11 protein-coding genes and 1 pseudogene are annotated in these 16,487 nt (G+C 62.4%); 4 read left to right on the top strand and 8 right to left on the bottom strand.

The genetic code is table 11. From position 1 onward, the window contains the following. Positions 1-22 precede the first annotated feature (22 nt). The 3 genes from ACMGF8_RS07305 to ACMGF8_RS07295 all read left to right on the top strand — a co-directional run bounded on the left by ACMGF8_RS07305 (position 23) and on the right by ACMGF8_RS07295 (position 1,678). Positions 23-472: a hypothetical protein gene (locus ACMGF8_RS07305; protein ID WP_102882076.1), complete on the top strand. Its 450-nt coding sequence runs from the start codon at positions 23-25 to the stop codon at positions 470-472. 62 nt (positions 473-534) lie between these two features. After that, the gene (locus ACMGF8_RS07300; RefSeq protein ID WP_102862811.1) at positions 535-981 is read left to right on the top strand and encodes an excinuclease; all 447 of its coding nucleotides are present in this window, start codon (positions 535-537) and stop codon (positions 979-981) included. 205 nt (positions 982-1,186) lie between these two features. Continuing rightward, positions 1,187-1,678 (top strand): excinuclease, encoded by a 492-nt coding sequence (locus ACMGF8_RS07295; protein ID WP_102862810.1) that lies wholly within the window; start codon positions 1,187-1,189, stop codon positions 1,676-1,678. Here ACMGF8_RS07295 and ACMGF8_RS07290 read toward each other — a convergent pair. Continuing rightward, the gene (locus ACMGF8_RS07290) at positions 1,646-2,545 is read right to left on the bottom strand and encodes a LysR family transcriptional regulator (protein ID WP_102863059.1); all 900 of its coding nucleotides are present in this window, start codon (positions 2,543-2,545) and stop codon (positions 1,646-1,648) included. The genes ACMGF8_RS07295 and ACMGF8_RS07290 overlap by 33 nt on opposite strands. 168 nt (positions 2,546-2,713) lie before the next feature. Between ACMGF8_RS07290 and ACMGF8_RS07285 the strand changes: the two genes are divergently transcribed. Continuing rightward, positions 2,714-3,943, top strand: a complete 1,230-nt coding sequence (locus ACMGF8_RS07285) for an MFS transporter (protein ID WP_371826194.1) — start codon at positions 2,714-2,716, stop codon at positions 3,941-3,943. Positions 3,944-4,034: 91 nt separating this feature from the next. Here the strand turns inward: ACMGF8_RS07285 and hemE are convergent, their stop codons facing one another. The 7 genes and pseudogenes from hemE to ACMGF8_RS07250 all read right to left on the bottom strand — a co-directional run. After that, positions 4,035-5,102, bottom strand: a complete 1,068-nt coding sequence (gene hemE / locus ACMGF8_RS07280) for a uroporphyrinogen decarboxylase (protein WP_102862808.1) — start codon at positions 5,100-5,102, stop codon at positions 4,035-4,037. Between the two features lie 251 nt (positions 5,103-5,353). Continuing rightward, positions 5,354-6,772: an FAD-dependent oxidoreductase gene (locus tag ACMGF8_RS07275; protein WP_102862807.1), complete on the bottom strand. Its 1,419-nt coding sequence runs from the start codon at positions 6,770-6,772 to the stop codon at positions 5,354-5,356. A 124-nt stretch (positions 6,773-6,896) separates the two neighbouring features. Next, positions 6,897-11,345 (bottom strand): glutamate synthase large subunit, encoded by a 4,449-nt coding sequence (gene gltB / locus ACMGF8_RS07270; protein ID WP_416759140.1) that lies wholly within the window; start codon positions 11,343-11,345, stop codon positions 6,897-6,899. A gap of 348 nt (positions 11,346-11,693) precedes the next feature. Continuing rightward, on the bottom strand, positions 11,694-13,265 hold the full coding sequence (locus ACMGF8_RS07265; protein WP_207166958.1) for an AAA family ATPase: 1,572 nt from the start codon (positions 13,263-13,265) through the stop codon (positions 11,694-11,696). A gap of 10 nt (positions 13,266-13,275) precedes the next feature. Further along, positions 13,276-14,376 (bottom strand): 3-dehydroquinate synthase, encoded by a 1,101-nt coding sequence (gene aroB, locus ACMGF8_RS07260; RefSeq protein ID WP_102862804.1) that lies wholly within the window; start codon positions 14,374-14,376, stop codon positions 13,276-13,278. Positions 14,377-14,522: 146 nt separating this feature from the next. Next, on the bottom strand, positions 14,523-15,041 hold the full coding sequence (aroK, locus tag ACMGF8_RS07255; protein WP_011058824.1) for a shikimate kinase AroK: 519 nt from the start codon (positions 15,039-15,041) through the stop codon (positions 14,523-14,525). A 4-nt stretch (positions 15,042-15,045) separates the two neighbouring features. Next, a pseudogene (locus ACMGF8_RS07250) lies at positions 15,046-16,305 on the bottom strand (type IV pilus secretin PilQ); the annotation flags it as partial. Between the last annotated feature and the right edge of the window lie 182 nt (positions 16,306-16,487).

Genomic DNA, 16,487 nt, shown 5'->3' with positions numbered 1-16,487 from the left:
CTCACCTCACTGGAGAAATGGAATGTCTTCCCTGTTTCGCGCCACCCTCATCGTCCTCGCCCTGCTGAGCGTCACCGCCTGCACCAGCAAGCGCATGTACACCCCCAACCGAGTGATCCCGGCCACCATCCAGGCCGACCAGGAGCAGGTCAAACAGGCGATCCTGAAGAACCTGGTGGCCCGCAAGTGGACCGTGCAGCGCATCAGCCCGGAGCTGATCCAGGCCGAGATCACCGTGCGTGAGCAGTTCCACGCCGAGATCGATATCCAGTACTCCGCCAGCTACTACAAGATCGTCTACCGCGACAGCCGCGACCTGGATTACAAGGACGGCAAGATCCACAAGAACTACATCCGCTGGGTACGCCTGCTGGACAAGGGCATCCTGCGCGAGCTGCGGGACAACCAGAACGAGCGGACCGCGCAACAGCTGTCCGACGCCGCGGCCAAGAGCTTCCCGGCCGCGCAATGAGCCTCTCCCTGTGACCCCGGTCACAGGGCTGCTTCACCCCCTTTAATGTCATGGAGAATGCGATGCGTTTGAAGACACTGGCGGCCACCGCCACCCTGCTGCTGTGCACCCTGCCCGGCATCAGCCAGGCCCGCGATACCACCCTGTTCCTGCCTTTCGACAAGGTGGTGGCCGAGGCCATCAGCACCGGCAAGATCGATGGCAGCGTGAAGTTCTACCTGGCGGGCAACAAGCCGGCCGGCAAGGTCAGTGTGCTGAGCCCGGGCGCCGTGACCAACAAGAAGACCAATGCCTTCGGCAAGGCCGACCAGGTGGCCTGCGAGTGGGCCTTGCAGTCGGCGCTGATCACCCTGCATGAAGCGGCGAAGAAAGTCGGCGCCAACGCCGTGACCGACATCGCCAGTTTCTACAAGAGCCGTGAGCGCAAGGACGCCACCACCTATGAGTGCCATGCTGGCGCCATCATGGCTGGTGTCGCGCTGCGCGGGGATCTGTCTAAGGTCCAGTGAGCTGCGGCTGACAATGAAAAGGGCGCCCCACACAGCCTGGTAGGGCGCCCTTTTTGTTTCCGGGATTTTTTCGGGAGCCCGGCCAGCGCCGTCTACACTCGCAACAGCAGGCCGGGCCACCGTCGCCTGCGGGAGCCAAGCGCTGCGACTGGACCTGGGCCGGTGCGACGCTGGCTCTTCTTTCACGTCCGTCAAGGAGCCGACCATGCAAGTGAAAGCGCTGATTGCCCTGGCCCTGCTAGCCGTCCTGAGCCCCACCAGCCAGGCCACCAACCTGATGTACATGCCCTTCGAAAAAGTCGTGGCCGACGCCGAGCGCGCCGGGCGCCTGGATGGCAGCGTGAGCTTCCACCTGGCCGGCAACCCGCTGCCACCGGTGCTCCAGGTGCGGCTCACCGAAGTGACTACCCACAAGAAGACCAATGCCTCCAACAAGAGCGATATCGCCGCCTGCGAGTGGGCCTTGCAGTCGGCGCTGATCACCCTGCAAGCCGCAGCCAAGCGGGTCGGCGCCAACGCGGTGACCAACATCGTCAGCTACTACAAGCGCCACGTACGCAAGGACCTCAACACCTACGAATGCCGCGCCGGGGTGCTGATGGCGGGCGTCGCCCTGCGCGGCGACCTGGTCATCCTGCAGCCCCCGGTGCGCCCCAACAGCCCCTCAGGACGTGGCCCCGGTCTTGCGCGTCAGTAGCTCGACAAAGGCCTTGGCCATGGGCGAGGCCTGGTCCTGGCGCTGTACCAGCCACACCGCCGACATGGCCTCCGGGTCCAGCAGCCGACGATAGACCACGCCGTCGATGCGCATGCGCTGGTAGGACGCCGGCAGTACCGAGACCCCCAGCCCCGCTGCGACCAGGCCGATGATGGTCATGGCTTCACCCGCCTCCTGGGCGAAATGCGGAGTAAACCCGGCCTCCCGGGACAGGCTCAGCAACTGGGCATACAGGCCGCTGCCATAGCTGCGGGGGAAGAACACAAAAGGCTCCTGGGCCAGCGCCGCCAGGTGCAAGCCCTCTTCACTGCCGCTGGCCAGCGGATGCTTGGCGCTGAGCACCGCCACCAGCGGCTCGCGCAGCAGCTCCACCACCGACAAGGAGTCCGGCAAGGGCAAGGGCCGCATGATGCCCACCTGGATCGTCTGGTCCACCAAGGCTTCGGCCACCTGGGTGCTGCTCATTTCCTTGAGCTTGAGGTGCACCGCGGGAAAGCGCTGGCGAAAGGCAAAGATGGCCTGGGGAATGGTCGAGTTGAAGGGGGCTGACGAGGTGAAGCCGATCTTCAGTTCGCCCAGTTCGCCCAACTGCGCGCGCCGGGCCACGTCTGCCGCCTTGTCCACCTGAGCCAGCACCAGGCGCGCCTCTTCGAGGAACAGGCGCCCGGCCTCGCTAAGCTCGACCCGACGATTGGTACGCTCGAACAGCCGGGCGCCCACCTCCTGCTCCAGGGCCTGGATCTGCTGGCTCAGCGGTGGCTGGGAAATGCCCAGCACCTGGGCCGCACGGCCGAAGTGCAGCTCTTCGGCGACGGCGATGAAGTAGCGCAAGTGACGCAATTCCATGGGCGATTCCATTGAGTCGTTAAAGCTATCAAACAGGTCGAACAATATATTGGAAATGATCATTAGCCAGCTATATGCTTTTTTCCATTGCCTGACCGGCTGCGTCCCCCCGAGGTCCCCGTGAAAACCGCTGTTGCCCCCCTTGCCCACACCCTCGCCGCTACGCCCCTGGACGAGGTGGTCGCCCAACTCAACGAGGTCTACATCGAGAAAGGCACACCGCTGTTCATGCGCACGGTGCTGGCGCTGTTCTCCGGGGGCTTTGCCACCTTCGCCCTGCTGTACTGCGTGCAACCGATGATGCCGCTGCTGTCCCGGGAGTTTTCCATCAATGCGGCCCAGAGCAGCCTGATTCTCTCGGTGTCGACGGGCATGCTGGCCATCGGTCTGCTGATCACCGGGCCCATTTCCGACCGCATCGGCCGCAAGCCGGTGATGGTGGCGGCCTTGCTCGCCGCCGCCCTGTGCACCATCGCCAGCGCACTGATGCCCAGCTGGCACGCAGTGCTGGTGATGCGGGCGCTGGTGGGGCTGTCCCTGAGCGGGCTGGCAGCGGTGGCCATGACCTACCTCAGCGAAGAGATTCACCCCCAGCACATCGGCCTGGCCATGGGCCTGTACATCGGCGGCAATGCCATTGGCGGCATGAGCGGGCGACTGATCACCGGGGTGCTGATCGACTTCGTCAGCTGGCACACAGCGATGCTGGTGATCGGCGGCCTGGCATTGATCGCCGCCGCGGTGTTCTGGCGCATCCTTCCCGAGTCGCGCAACTTCCGCCCCCGCTCGCTGCACCCACGCAGCCTGCTGGACGGCTTTACCATGCACTTTCGCGACGCCGGCCTGCCCTGGCTGTTTCTTGAAGGTTTCCTGCTGATGGGGGCCTTCGTCACCCTGTTCAACTACATCGGCTACCGCCTGCTGGCCGATCCCTATCAGCTGAGCCAGGCCTGGGTCGGGATGCTGTCGGTGGTCTACCTCTCGGGGATCTACAGCTCGGCGAAGATCGGCGCCCTGGCGGACCAACTGGGCCGACGCCGAGTGCTCTGGGCCACCATCGTGCTGATGCTGGCGGGGATCGCCCTGACCCTGCTGACGCCGCTGTCCCTGGTGCTGATCGGCATGCTGCTGTTCACCTTCGGCTTCTTCGGTGCCCACTCGGTGGCCAGCAGCTGGATCGGCCGCCGGGCCACCAAGGCCAAGGGCCAGGCCTCATCGCTGTACCTGTTCAGCTACTACGCCGGTTCGAGCATTGCCGGCACCGCTGGCGGGGTGTTCTGGCACCTGGCGGGGTGGAACGGCATCGGCCTGTTCATCAGTGCGCTGTTGCTAGGCGCGTTACTGATCGCCATGAAGCTCGCAAAACTTCCCCCCCTGACCCGCAGCGAAGCGGCCTGAGCGCGCCAAACCTTCAGCAACGAAAACGCCAGGCATTGCAGGCTGTGTGAAAACTACTGCGTTTGGCCGGGCGTTTTTGATGGGGTGGCGCTTACACGTGGTATTGCGCCGATAACTCGTGCACCGCTTCCAGGAAAGCACCGGCATGCTCCGGCTTCACTTCCGGGGTGATGCCGTGACCCAGGTTGAACACGTGGCCGCTGCCGGTGCCGTAGCTGGCGAGGATGCGCGCGACTTCGCTGCGGATCGCCTGCGGATTGGCGTAGAGCACGGTAGGGTCCATGTTGCCTTGCAGGGAAACCTTGCTGCCGACACGTCGACGGGCTTCGCCAATGTCGCAGGTCCAGTCCAGGCCCAGGGCGTCGGCGCCAGCATCGGCAATGCTTTCCAGCCACAGGCCGCCGCCCTTGGTGAACAGGATCACCGGCACCTTGCGCCCCTCGTGCTCGCGGATCAGGCCGCTGACGATCTTGCGCATGTAGGCCAGGGAGAATTCCTGATAGGCCGCCGACGAAAGGCTGCCGCCCCAGCTATCGAAAATCTGCACCGCCTGGGCACCGGCCAGGATCTGCCCGTTGAGGTAGGAAGTGACCGACTGCGCCAGCTTGTCCAGCAGCAGGTGCATGGCTTGCGGGTTGTCGTAGAGCATGGCCTTGGACTTGCGGAAGTCTTTCGACGAACCGCCTTCGACCATGTAGGTGGCCAGGGTCCAGGGGCTGCCGGCAAAACCGATCAGCGGCACGCGGCCATTGAGTTCGCGACGAATGGTGCTGACCGCGTCCATCACGTAGCCCAGGTCCTTTTGCGGATCGGGGATCGGCAGGGCTTCGATGTCGGCCAGGGTGCTGACCACTTTCTTGAAGCGCGGGCCTTCACCGGTCTCGAAGTACAGGCCTTGGCCCATGGCGTCGGGGATGGTGAGGATGTCGGAGAAGAGGATCGCCGCATCCAGCTGTGGATAGCGGTCCAGAGGCTGCAGCGTGACTTCGCAGGCGAACGCCGGGTTCATGCACAGGCTCATGAAGTCACCGGCATTGGCACGGCTGGCGCGGTATTCAGGCAGGTAGCGCCCGGCTTGCCGCATCATCCACACCGGGGTGACGTCTACGGGTTGCTTGAGCAGGGCACGAAGGAAACGGTCGTTCTTCAGGGCAGTCATGTCGGCATCCGGAAAAAAAGTGGGGGCATTTTCTCAGAGCGCGACACAAAAGGCACGGCAAGAGCCGTGCCTTTTATGTATCAGGTCAATTTGTCGCGGACTACAAGCAGTTGTTTAAGCGTCGCGAGCGAAGGCAAGGCAAGGCGAAAACAGACGAGGAAGCGGAGTTGACTGCTGTCAATGAGCATTCCGAGTCTGTTTCTGCGTAGCGCCGCAGGCGTGCAGCGCGCAGCATTGCCGAGCGCAGCAGCTTAAACGCCCAGGTAGTCGAGGATGCCTTCGGCGGCGTTACGCCCTTCGAAGATCGCCGTCACCACGAGATCGGAACCGCGGACCATGTCGCCACCGGCAAAGATTTTCGGGTTGCTGGTCTGGTGCTTGTACTGGCCTTGCTCCGGCGCCACGACGCGGCCCTGGCTGTCGGTCTGGATGCTGAACTGCTCGAACCACGGCGCCGGGCTCGGGCGGAAACCGAAGGCGATGACCACGGCGTCGGCCGGGATGATCTCTTCGGAGCCGGGAATCGGCTCGGGGCTGCGGCGGCCACGGGCGTCCGGTTCGCCGAGACGGGTCTCGACCACCTTCACGCCTTCGACCTTGTCTTCACCGACGATGGCGATCGGCTGGCGGTTGTAGAGGAACTTCACGCCTTCTTCCTTGGCGTTCTTCACCTCTTTGCGCGAGCCGGGCATGTTGGCTTCGTCACGACGATAGGCGCAGGTCACCGACTTGGCGCCCTGGCGGATCGAGGTGCGGTTGCAGTCCATCGCGGTGTCGCCACCGCCCAGTACCACCACCTTCTTGCCCTTCATGTCGACAAAGTCTTCCGGCGACTTTTCAAAGCCCAGGTTGCGGTTGACGTTGGCGATCAGGAAATCCAGGGCGTCATACACCCCCGGCAGGTCCTCGCCGGCAAAGCCGCCCTTCATGTAGGTGTAGGTGCCCATGCCCATGAACACCGCATCGTATTCGGCAAGCAGTTGCTCCATGGTCACGTCCTTGCCCACCTCGGTGTTGAGGCGGAACTCGATGCCCATGCCGCTGAAGACTTCGCGACGATTGCTCAGCACGGTCTTTTCCAGCTTGAACTCGGGAATGCCGAAGGTCAGCAGACCGCCGATTTCCGGGTTCTTGTCGAACACCACCGGGGTCACGCCGCCACGCACCAGCACGTCGGCACAGCCCAGGCCCGCCGGGCCCGCACCGATGATCGCCACGCGCTTGCCAGTGGGCTTGACCTTGGACATGTCCGGGCGCCAGCCCATGGCGAAGGCGGTGTCGGTGATGTACTTCTCCACCGAGCCGATGGTCACCGCGCCAAAGCCGTCGTTGAGGGTGCAGGCACCCTCGCACAGCCGGTCCTGGGGGCAGACCCGGCCGCAGACTTCCGGCAGGGTGTTGGTCTGATGCGACAGCTCGGCGGCGGCGAGGATGTTGCCCTCGGCCACCAGCTTGAGCCAGTTGGGAATGAAGTTGTGCACCGGGCACTTCCATTCGCAGTACGGGTTGCCGCAACCCAGGCAGCGGTGGGCCTGGTCGGCCGACTGCTGGGGTTTGAAGGGTTCGTAGATCTCCACGAACTCTTTCTTGCGTTGACGCAACAGTTTCTTCTTCGGGTCTTTGCGCCCGACCTCGATGAACTGGAAGTCGTTATTGAGACGTTCGGCCATGTTCAGGAACCTCTTTACGACAGCCTCAAGCGACGAGCTTCAAGCTGCAAGACAATCACATTAAGTCGGCACACCGCGCACGAGCTTCAAGCTTGCCGCTTGAGGCTCGTAGTCTGCAGCTGCGTTACTGCGGATTCGCACGAGTACTGGAGAGCAGAGACTTCAAGCTCGCCGCCTTGGGCTTGACCAGCCAGAAGCGACGCAAGTAGTCGTCGAGGTTCTCAGCGAGGTTACGACCCCATTCGCTGTCGGTTTCCTCGACATACTCGTTCAGCACACGCTGCAGGTGGCTGCGATAGGCTTCCATCGCTTCGCCGCTGATCCGCTGGATTTCCACCAGTTCGTGGTTGACCCGGTCAACGAAAGTGTTGTCCTGGTCGAGCACGTAGGCGAATCCGCCGGTCATGCCTGAGCCGAAGTTGTAACCGGTCTTGCCCAGGACGCAGACAAAGCCACCGGTCATGTACTCGCAGCAGTGATCGCCAGTGCCTTCCACCACGGTGTGGGCACCGGAGTTACGCACGGCGAAACGCTCGCCCGCGGTGCCGGCGGCGAACAGCTTGCCGCCAGTGGCGCCATATAGGCAGGTGTTGCCGATAATCGCGCTGTCCTGAGTCTTGTAGACGCTGCCCTTGGGCGGAACGATCACCAGCTTGCCGCCGGTCATGCCCTTGCCCACGTAGTCGTTGGCATCGCCTTCCAGGTAGAGGTTCAGGCCCCCGGCGTTCCACACGCCGAAGCTCTGCCCCGCAGTGCCCTTGAAGCGGAACGTGATCGGTGCCTGGGCCATGCCCTGGTTGCCGTGCAGCTTGGCAATTTCACCGGAGATCCGCGCACCGATGGAACGGTCGCAGTTGCAGATATCCAGGGCGAAGTCGGCACCGCTCTTGTCGTTGATCGCCGAACGCGCCATCTCGACCATTTTCTCGGCCAGCAGGCCCTTGTCGAAAGGAGGGTTGCGGTCCACCTGGCAGAACTGCGGTTTGTCCACCGGGATATGGTCGCTGCCCAGCAACGGGGTCAGATCCAGGTGGTGCTGCTTGGCGGTCTGGCCTTCGAGGATTTCCAACAGATCGGTACGACCGATCAGTTCCTCCAGGGAGCGCACGCCGAGCTTGGCCAGCCACTCACGGGTTTCCTCGGCGACGTAGGTGAAGAAGTTCACCACCATGTCGACGGTGCCGATGTAGTGATCCTTGCGCAGCTTCTCGTTCTGCGTCGCCACGCCAGTGGCGCAGTTGTTCAGGTGGCAGATGCGCAAGTACTTGCAGCCCAGGGCGATCATCGGCGCGGTGCCGAAGCCGAAGCTTTCAGCGCCGAGGATGGCCGCCTTGATCACGTCGAGGCCGGTTTTCAGGCCGCCGTCGGTCTGCACCCGGACCTTGCCGCGCAGGTCGTTGCCGCGCAGGGTCTGGTGGGTTTCCGCCAGGCCCAGTTCCCACGGCGCACCGGCGTACTTGATCGAGGTCAGCGGCGAAGCGCCGGTGCCGCCGTCATAGCCGGAGATGGTGATCAGGTCGGCATAGGCCTTGGCCACACCGGCAGCGATGGTGCCGACACCGGCTTCCGCCACCAGCTTCACCGAAACCAGGGCCTGAGGGTTGACCTGCTTGAGGTCGAAGATCAGCTGCGACAGGTCTTCGATGGAGTAGATGTCGTGGTGCGGCGGTGGCGAGATCAGGGTCACGCCGGGCACGGCGTAACGCAGCTTGGCGATCAGGCCGTTGACCTTGCCGCCGGGCAGTTGGCCGCCTTCGCCGGGCTTGGCGCCCTGGGCCACCTTGATCTGCAGCACTTCGGCGTTGACCAGGTATTCCGGGGTCACACCGAACCGGCCAGTGGCCACTTGCTTGATCTTGGAGCTCTTGATGGTGCCGTAGCGCGCCGGATCTTCGCCGCCTTCACCGGAGTTGGAACGCGCACCGAGGCGGTTCATGGCTTCGGCCAGGGCTTCGTGGGCCTCGGGGGACAAGGCGCCCAGGGAAATGCCCGCGGAGTCGAAGCGCTTGAGGATCGACTCCAGGGGCTCGACTTCGCTGATGTCCATCGGCGTGTCCAGGATCTTCACTTGGAACAGGTCACGGATCATCGACACCGGGCGGTTATCCACCAGCGCGGTGTATTCCTTGAACTTGGCGTAGTCGCCCTGCTGCACGGCGGCTTGCAGGGTGTTGACCACGTCCGGGTTGTAGGCGTGGTATTCGCCGCCGTGGACGAACTTCAGCAGGCCGCCTTGCTGGATCGGCTTGCGCGGGCTCCAGGCTTCGGCCGCCAGGGCTTTCTGCTCGGCTTCGATGTCGACGAAACGTGCGCCCTTGATCCGGCTCGGCACGCCACGGAAGCTCAGGTTGCAAACTTCCTCGGACAGGCCGATGGCTTCGAACAGCTGCGCGCCACGGTAGGAGGCGATGGTGGAGATGCCCATCTTCGACAGGATCTTCAACAGGCCCTTGGTAATGCCCTTGCGGTAGTTCTTGAACACCTCGTAGAGGTCGCCCAGCACTTCGCCGGTACGGATCAGGTCCCCCAGCACTTCATAGGCCAGGAACGGATAGACCGCCGAAGCACCAAAACCGATCAGCACCGCAAAGTGGTGCGGATCGCGGGCGGTGGCGGTTTCCACCAGGATGTTGGAGTCGCAACGCAGGCCTTTTTCGGTCAGGCGATGGTGCACTGCGCCCGTGGCCAGGGAGGCGTGGATCGGCAGCTTGCCCGGCGCGATATGACGGTCGCTGAGGACGATCTGGGTGCGGCCGGCGCGCGCGGCTTCTTCAGCCTGGTCGGCGACATTGCGGATTGCCGCTTCCAGACCGACGCTCTCGTCGTAGTTGAGGTCGATGACCTGGCGCTCGAAGCCCGGGCGATCGAGGTTCATCAGCGAACGCCACTTGGCCGGGGAGATCACTGGCGAGCTGAGGATCACCCGCGAAGCGTGCTCAGGCGACTCCTGGAAGATGTTGCGCTCGGCACCGAGGCAGATCTCCAGGGACATGACGATGGCTTCGCGCAGCGGGTCGATCGGCGGGTTGGTGACCTGGGCGAACTGCTGGCGGAAGTAGTCGTAAGGGGTACGCACGCGCTGGGACAGCACCGCCATCGGCGTGTCATCGCCCATGGAGCCCACCGCCTCGTAGCCCTGTTCGCCCAGCGGACGCAGCACCTGGTCACGCTCTTCGAAGGTGACCTGGTACATCTTCATGTACTGCTTGAGCTGGTCGACATCGTAGAAGGCCGAACCGTGGTCGTTGTCTTCCATGGTGGCCTGGATGCGCAGAGCGTTCTTGCGCAGCCATTGCTTGTATGGATGACGGGATTTCAAGCGGTTGTCGATGGCGTCAGTGTCGAGGATCTGCCCGGTTTCGGTGTCCACGGCAAAGATCTGCCCTGGCCCCACACGGCCCTTGGCGATCACGTCCTCGGGCTGGTAGTTCCACACGCCGATTTCCGAAGCCAGGGTGATGAAGCCGTTCTTGGTGGTGACCCAGCGCGCCGGGCGCAGGCCATTGCGGTCCAGCAGGCAGACGGCGTAGCGACCGTCGGTCATGACCACGCCGGCCGGGCCGTCCCACGGCTCCATGTGCATGGAGTTGTATTCGTAGAACGCGCGCAGGTCGGCGTCCATGGTCTCGACGTTCTGCCACGCTGGCGGAATGATCATGCGCACGCCGCGGAACAGGTCGATGCCGCCGGTGACCATCAGCTCCAGCATGTTGTCCATGCTCGAGGAGTCGGAGCCCACGCGGTTGACCAGCGGGCCGAGCTCTTCCAGGTCCGGGATCAGGTCGTTGGCGAACTTGGTACGCCGGGCCACGGCCCAGTTGCGGTTGCCGGTGATGGTGTTGATCTCGCCGTTGTGGGCGAGGAAGCGGAATGGCTGGGCCAGCGGCCATTTCGGCAGGGTGTTGGTGGAGAAGCGCTGGTGGAACACGCAGATCGCGGTCTGCAGGCGCGGATCACCCAGGTCCGGATAGAAGGCGGCGAGGTCCGCCGGCATCATCAGGCCTTTATAAATGATGGTCTTGTGGGAAAAGCTGCAGATGTAGTGGTCGGTGTCGGCGGCGTTGGCCACCGAGGAGCGACGACGGGAACTGAACAGCTTGATGGCAAAGTCCTGGTCGCTCAGACCCTGGCCGCCGATGAACACTTGTTCGATCTGTGGCAGGCGCTCCAGGGCCAGACGCCCGAGCACACTGGTATCGATCGGTACTTTGCGCCAGCCCACCAGCTGCAGGCCGGCGGCCAGGATCTCGCGGTTCATGTTTTCGCGAGCGGCTTCGGCTTTCACCGGGTCCTGGTTGAAGAACACCATGCCCACTGCATATTGCTTGGGCAGTTCGACGCCGAAATGCTCCGTGGCGACGGCGCGCAGGAACAGGTCGGGCTTTTGCATCAGCAGACCGCAACCGTCGCCGGTCTTGCCGTCCGCGTTGATCCCACCGCGGTGGGTCATGCAGGTCAGGGCCTCAATGGCCGTTTTCAACAGGGTATGACTGGGTTCGCCCTGCATATGGGCTATCAGGCCGAAACCACAGTTATCCTTAAACTCATCTGGTTGGTACAGACCTGCTTTCATAGACACTTTCTCACCAGGCTGCCTCTTATCGAGACAAATTTCTTTTCAATTCAACCACTTACCGTCCACGCCGAACGTACGCCAGCTTTGCGGGGGCAAAAGGGAGGTCATTGTACACACCGACACAAAGCCCCACAAATTTGACGACGATCTGTCGCAAATTCATGTCGCATTTATGAACGTTTTAAAGCGATATGCTGTGCTAGTCAAAAAGTTTTGCTTTTGACTGCCGCGACTCAAAAACTACTGTGACGCAGACACCACAAGGCACGCGGCCGGTAAGGCAGCATGCCGATGCGGAAATTTGAGGTTGCCGGGAGAGGCGGCCTGGGTAAGGCCGCCGAATCTTCAGCGAGTTGTTGCCAGTTCTTGTTGAACGCTAGCGACAGTGCGAGGCCAAGGTTTACCAGCCTGAACCTTCGCTGGCAAGGATTTGATGGCGCTGACCGCTGCATCGCGGCTTGCGAAGTTGCCGTAGGTGATCACATACAGCGGCTTGCCGTTGAGGACTTTCTTGAAGTAGCGGTATTCACCGCCCTGTTCCTTAACAAAATTCTGCGCGGCGGCTTCCGAGCTGGTGCCGAGAATCTGCACCACGTAGTTGCCTGGCGCTTGTCCGGCGTACCAACTGCCACCGGCAGCCTTGGCTACAGTGACCGGCTTTTCCGCTGGCTTGGCGGCCGGAGCCGGCTTGGCAGCAACCGGTTTCTCTACCGGCTTGGGCGCAGGGGTCGGCTTGGCGGTGGCGACCTGGGTCGGGGCCGGAGTCGGAGTCGGTGCAGGGCTGGCCACTGCACCAGCAGGCGGCGCGGTGGTGGTCACGGTTGGCGGAACGGCACTGGAGCCTTCCACAGGAACCCCATCGTCGCCCTCGGTGATACCGCCTGCGGCTTCAGCCAGAGGACCGCGCATGACCGGTTGCGACTGGCCGACCAACGGCAGCGGCATCGGCTGAGACGAGCCGGCAAATTCCACCGATGGACTGCCATTGGCATTCGGTGTCGGTGTCTGCCCGAGGGGCAGTTGCGCTTGCTCGCTGGCCGGAGCCCCGGTGGTTGGCGCCTTGCTGCGACCCGGCATCAACCAGGCTGCAGCCACGGCCACAACCACTACAGCGGAAATGGCCAATACGTGTTTCTTCGGCATGTTGAACCCCATACTTGGACGCTTGACCGCGGAGCGGCTGGCGATCATGGCTTCGATCATTGCATCCCTGGCGACCTGGTTGATGTTGCCCGGCCAGCCATCGGAGCTTTCGTGAATATCACTGATCTGATCTGCGGAGAAAAGTTCGATGCCCTGACCCGCGCCCTCGAGGCGCTGAGCCAGATATTCACGGGTTTCCTCTTCGGTGTATGGCTGCAATTCGATGACGTGGAAGCGCTCTTCCTCGGCGCTCAACTGATCCAGGGACGCGATCAGCGACGACTCGCCGAACAGGAATACATGAGGGCGACCTTCCGGAGCGCCCGCCGCCAGGGCCAGCAGGGCCTCAAGTGCAGACTCGTCAAGCTGCTCGGCATCATCCACCAGCAGGTAGACTTCCTGACCGGTCAGGGCCAGTTGCACCACTTGGGCGAGGATTGCGCCGATCTCGGCCTGGGCCACGTTCAAGGCCTGGGCTACCTGGTGCAACACTCCGGCAGCATCGCTGGCGCCACGGGCGGAAACCACCACGCTTTGCACCGATTGCTTGTTGGTACTGGCGACCAGAGCCTGACGCAACAGCGTCTTGCCACTGCCCTGAGGGCCGGTGACTACCAGCAGCAGCTGACTGTAACGTGCCAGGTGATGCAACTGCCCCAGCACAGGCTTGCGTTGGGCAGGAAAGAATTTGAAGCCAGGGACCCGGGGAGCGAAAGGATCATGGCTCAACTGGTAATGGCCGAGGAAAGCCTCGTCGGCGTGCAAACTAGTCATCGGGATCTTATTAACCTTTAAGCTGAGCCAGGGCGCGGTAATCCGCTCCCAGCGTGGCCTGTAAAATCTCTTTCGGATAATCGTCGGTCACTACGGCTTCGCCCATGCGGCGCAACAGCACCAGACGCAAACGACCGTCGATCACTTTCTTGTCAATTGCCATATGTTCGAGGAAGTCCGCTTCGGTCATCTCTTCAGGCGGGATGACCGGCAAGCCCGCGCGCTGGAACAGACGAATACCGCGGTCACGCTCCTGGCTGGTGATCCAGCCCAGGCGCGCGGACATTTCCAAGGCCATTACGGTGCCAGCAGCTACCGCCTCACCATGCAGCCAGACACCGTAGCCCATATGAGTCTCGATCGCATGGCCGAAGGTATGGCCCAGGTTGAGGGTGGCACGCACCCCCGATTCACGCTCGTCGGCACCGACCACCGCAGCCTTGGCCGCGCAGGAGCGTTCGATGGCATAGGTCAGCGCCTGCTGGTCCAGGGACCGCAGGCGATCGACATTCTCTTCCAGCCAGGTCAGGAACGGCTCGTCGCAGATCAGGCCGTACTTGATCACTTCCGCCAGGCCCGCCGACAGTTCACGGTTCGGCAGGGTATTGAGGCTGGTGGTATCGATCAGCACCACGTTCGGCTGATAGAAAGCGCCAACCATGTTCTTGCCTAGGGGGTGGTTGATGCCCGTCTTGCCCCCCACCGAGGAGTCCACCTGGGACAACAGGGTGGTAGGAATCTGGATAAAGTCCACGCCGCGCTGATAGCAGGCGGCGGCAAAGCCGGCCATGTCGCCGATCACTCCGCCGCCGAGGGCAATGATGGTGGTCCGACGGTCGTGGCGCGCAGTGAGCAGGCCGTCGAAGATCAGTTGCAGGGTTTCCCAGTTCTTGTAGGCCTCGCCATCAGGCAGGACCACCGAAATCACCGAAAACTGCGCCAGACTGCGGGTCAAACGCTCAAGGTACAGCGGCGCAACGGTCGCATTGGAAATGATCGCCACTTGCCGCCCGGCGATATGGGGCACCAGCAGCTCGGGCCGGTCCAACAGTCCTTCACCAATGTGAATCGGGTAGCTGCGCTCGCCTAGATCGACCTTAAGTGTCTGCATGTGTCCCCACAGTGAAGATGGAAGCAGGCGTTGTGCCTTGTATTGACGATGGGCCTCGTCTGGTCTTCTGACGCTGCCCGATAGCTCTGCGCCACACCTTGGCGGTCGTGGCGCGACGCCGAGAATAGCGCATTTCGCTCGACGCATTAACGGGGTGGCAGCTGCTGCAGGCGCTCGAGTATGTCCAGCACCACCATTCGTGGCGGCCGCTCATCGGTTTCCACCACCAGGTCGGCGATTTCCCGATAAAGCGGATCACGGATTTCCAACAGGTCGCGCAGGGTCTTGGCCGGATCGGCGGTGCGCAGCAAGGGACGATTGCGGTCCCGGGCGGTGCGCCCTACCTGCTGTTCCACCGAAGCGTGCAGATAGACCACTCGTCCACCGGCATGCAGCGCCCGACGATTGGCTTCGCGCATCACCGCACCACCGCCGGTAGCCAGGACCACGCCGTCGGTGCCACAGAGCTCGGCGATCATCGCCTGCTCACGATCGCGAAAGCCCGGCTCGCCTTCTTTATCGAAGATCCACGGAATATTCGCGCCTGTACGCAGTTCAATTTCCTTATCGGAATCTTTGAATGGCAGGCGCAGCTCTTTGGCCAGTAAGCGGCCTATGGTGCTTTTTCCAGCCCCCATCGGCCCAACAAGAATCAAATTTCGCACAGAATCAACGACTCACAGCAATCGCCTGGTTGTTCATGATACGCGGAGTGAGAAATACCAGCAGCTCGGATTTTTTCTCCGACACCACGTCACGCCGGAAAAGGCGGCCAAGATACGGCACATCGCCAAGAAATGGCACTTTATCTACAACCTTGCTTTGGGTATTGGAGAAAACCCCACCGATGACGATGGTCTCGCCATCAGTGACCAGGACCTTGGCATTGACCTCGTTCTTCTTGATCGGCGGCACATCCTGAACCTTGTTCAGGTAATCCGGCTCATCCTTGGTGACCTTGACGTCCATGATGATGCGGTTGTCCGGGGTGATCTGCGGCGTCACCTCAAGAGACAGCGAGGCCTCCTTGAACGACACTGAAGTGGCGCCACTGGAACTGGCTTCCTGGTAGGGAATTTCGGTGCCCTTGAGAATCCTCGCGGTTTCCTTGTCGGAAGTGACCACCTTGGGCTGGGACACGATTTCACCGTTGCCGGTCTTCTCCATGGCGGTCAGCTCCAGGTCCAGCAGCACGCTGTCAGTGATGTAGGCAACGCCGATGCCCGAGGTGTTGGCCGTGACACCCAGATCGACGAAGGGCGAATTGCTGCCACTGCTGCCCGGGGTGCCGATGGTCGAAGAGCCTTTGGCGCCGCTCTGCACCCCGGAAGCATTCCAGTTGCCCCTGTTTTGCACCGAGCCGCCCCAGCGCACGCCCAGGCTCTTGTCGTAGTCGATGTTGGCCTCGACGATTCGCGCCTCGATCATCACCTGACGCACCGGGACGTCCAGCTGAATGACCATGCGCCGCAGCTCATCGAGGCGCTCCTGGGTCTGGTAGGCAATGATGTTGTTGGTGCGCTCATCCACGGTGATGGAGCCACGTTCGCCAACCTTCTCCTCGGTACCGGTCACGGACTGGAACAGCCTGGCGATATCCGCAGCCCTGGCGTAATTGACCTGCAGCAGATCCCGGCGCAAGGGCGCCAGGTTTTCCAACTGCGTCTGCAACTCCAGCTCCTGGCGCTCGCGGGCCGCGATCTCATCCGCCGGAGCCACCAGCAAAACGTTCCCGACCTTGCGCTTATCCAGCCCCTTGGTCTTGAGTACCAGATCCAGAGCCTGGTCCCAGGGCACGCTCTGCAAGCGCAAGGTGATATTGCCTTGCACGGTGTCACTGGCCACCAGATTGAGCCCGGTGAAATCGGCGATCAGTTGCAGCACCGCGCGCACCTCGATGTCCTGGAAATTCAGCGAAAGCCTTTCACCGGGCAGACGCGTTGCGCCCTCACCTGAAACCCCAATGTTTTCCGGCTCAAGCGGGGGGCTGCTGGCAAATCGATTGTGCTCTTCAGAGGCGAAGGCCCTGAGCACGGTGGCGCCAACCAGCGATGCCAGCAGCACTATCCATAGCGCCACACCGAAGGCTGAAACAGTCCTGTTCATTTTGC

Source organism: Pseudomonas sp. BNK-7, from assembly GCF_048072025.1.
Lineage (GTDB): Bacteria > Pseudomonadota > Gammaproteobacteria > Pseudomonadales > Pseudomonadaceae > Aquipseudomonas > Aquipseudomonas danubii.
Note: the sequence above shows the minus strand (reverse complement) of the source record. Positions and strands in the feature narration are given on the sequence as shown.

What these genes read in the sequence shown, in the direction of transcription:
- ACMGF8_RS07300 (WP_102862811.1), top strand. Translation starts at nt 535, where the DNA reads ATGCGTTTGAAGACACTGGCGGCCACCGCCACCCTGCTGCTGTGCACC.
- aroB (WP_102862804.1), bottom strand. Translation starts at nt 14,376, where the DNA reads ATGCAGACACTTAAGGTCGATCTAGGCGAGCGCAGCTACCCGATTCAC.
- ACMGF8_RS07305 (WP_102882076.1), top strand. Translation starts at nt 23, where the DNA reads ATGTCTTCCCTGTTTCGCGCCACCCTCATCGTCCTCGCCCTGCTGAGC.
- ACMGF8_RS07265 (WP_207166958.1), bottom strand. Translation starts at nt 13,265, where the DNA reads ATGACTAGTTTGCACGCCGACGAGGCTTTCCTCGGCCATTACCAGTTG.
- ACMGF8_RS07275 (WP_102862807.1), bottom strand. Translation starts at nt 6,772, where the DNA reads ATGGCCGAACGTCTCAATAACGACTTCCAGTTCATCGAGGTCGGGCGC.
- ACMGF8_RS07290 (WP_102863059.1), bottom strand. Translation starts at nt 2,545, where the DNA reads ATGGAATTGCGTCACTTGCGCTACTTCATCGCCGTCGCCGAAGAGCTG.
- ACMGF8_RS07295 (WP_102862810.1), top strand. Translation starts at nt 1,187, where the DNA reads ATGCAAGTGAAAGCGCTGATTGCCCTGGCCCTGCTAGCCGTCCTGAGC.
- hemE (WP_102862808.1), bottom strand. Translation starts at nt 5,102, where the DNA reads ATGACTGCCCTGAAGAACGACCGTTTCCTTCGTGCCCTGCTCAAGCAA.
- gltB (WP_416759140.1), bottom strand. Translation starts at nt 11,345, where the DNA reads ATGAAAGCAGGTCTGTACCAACCAGATGAGTTTAAGGATAACTGTGGT.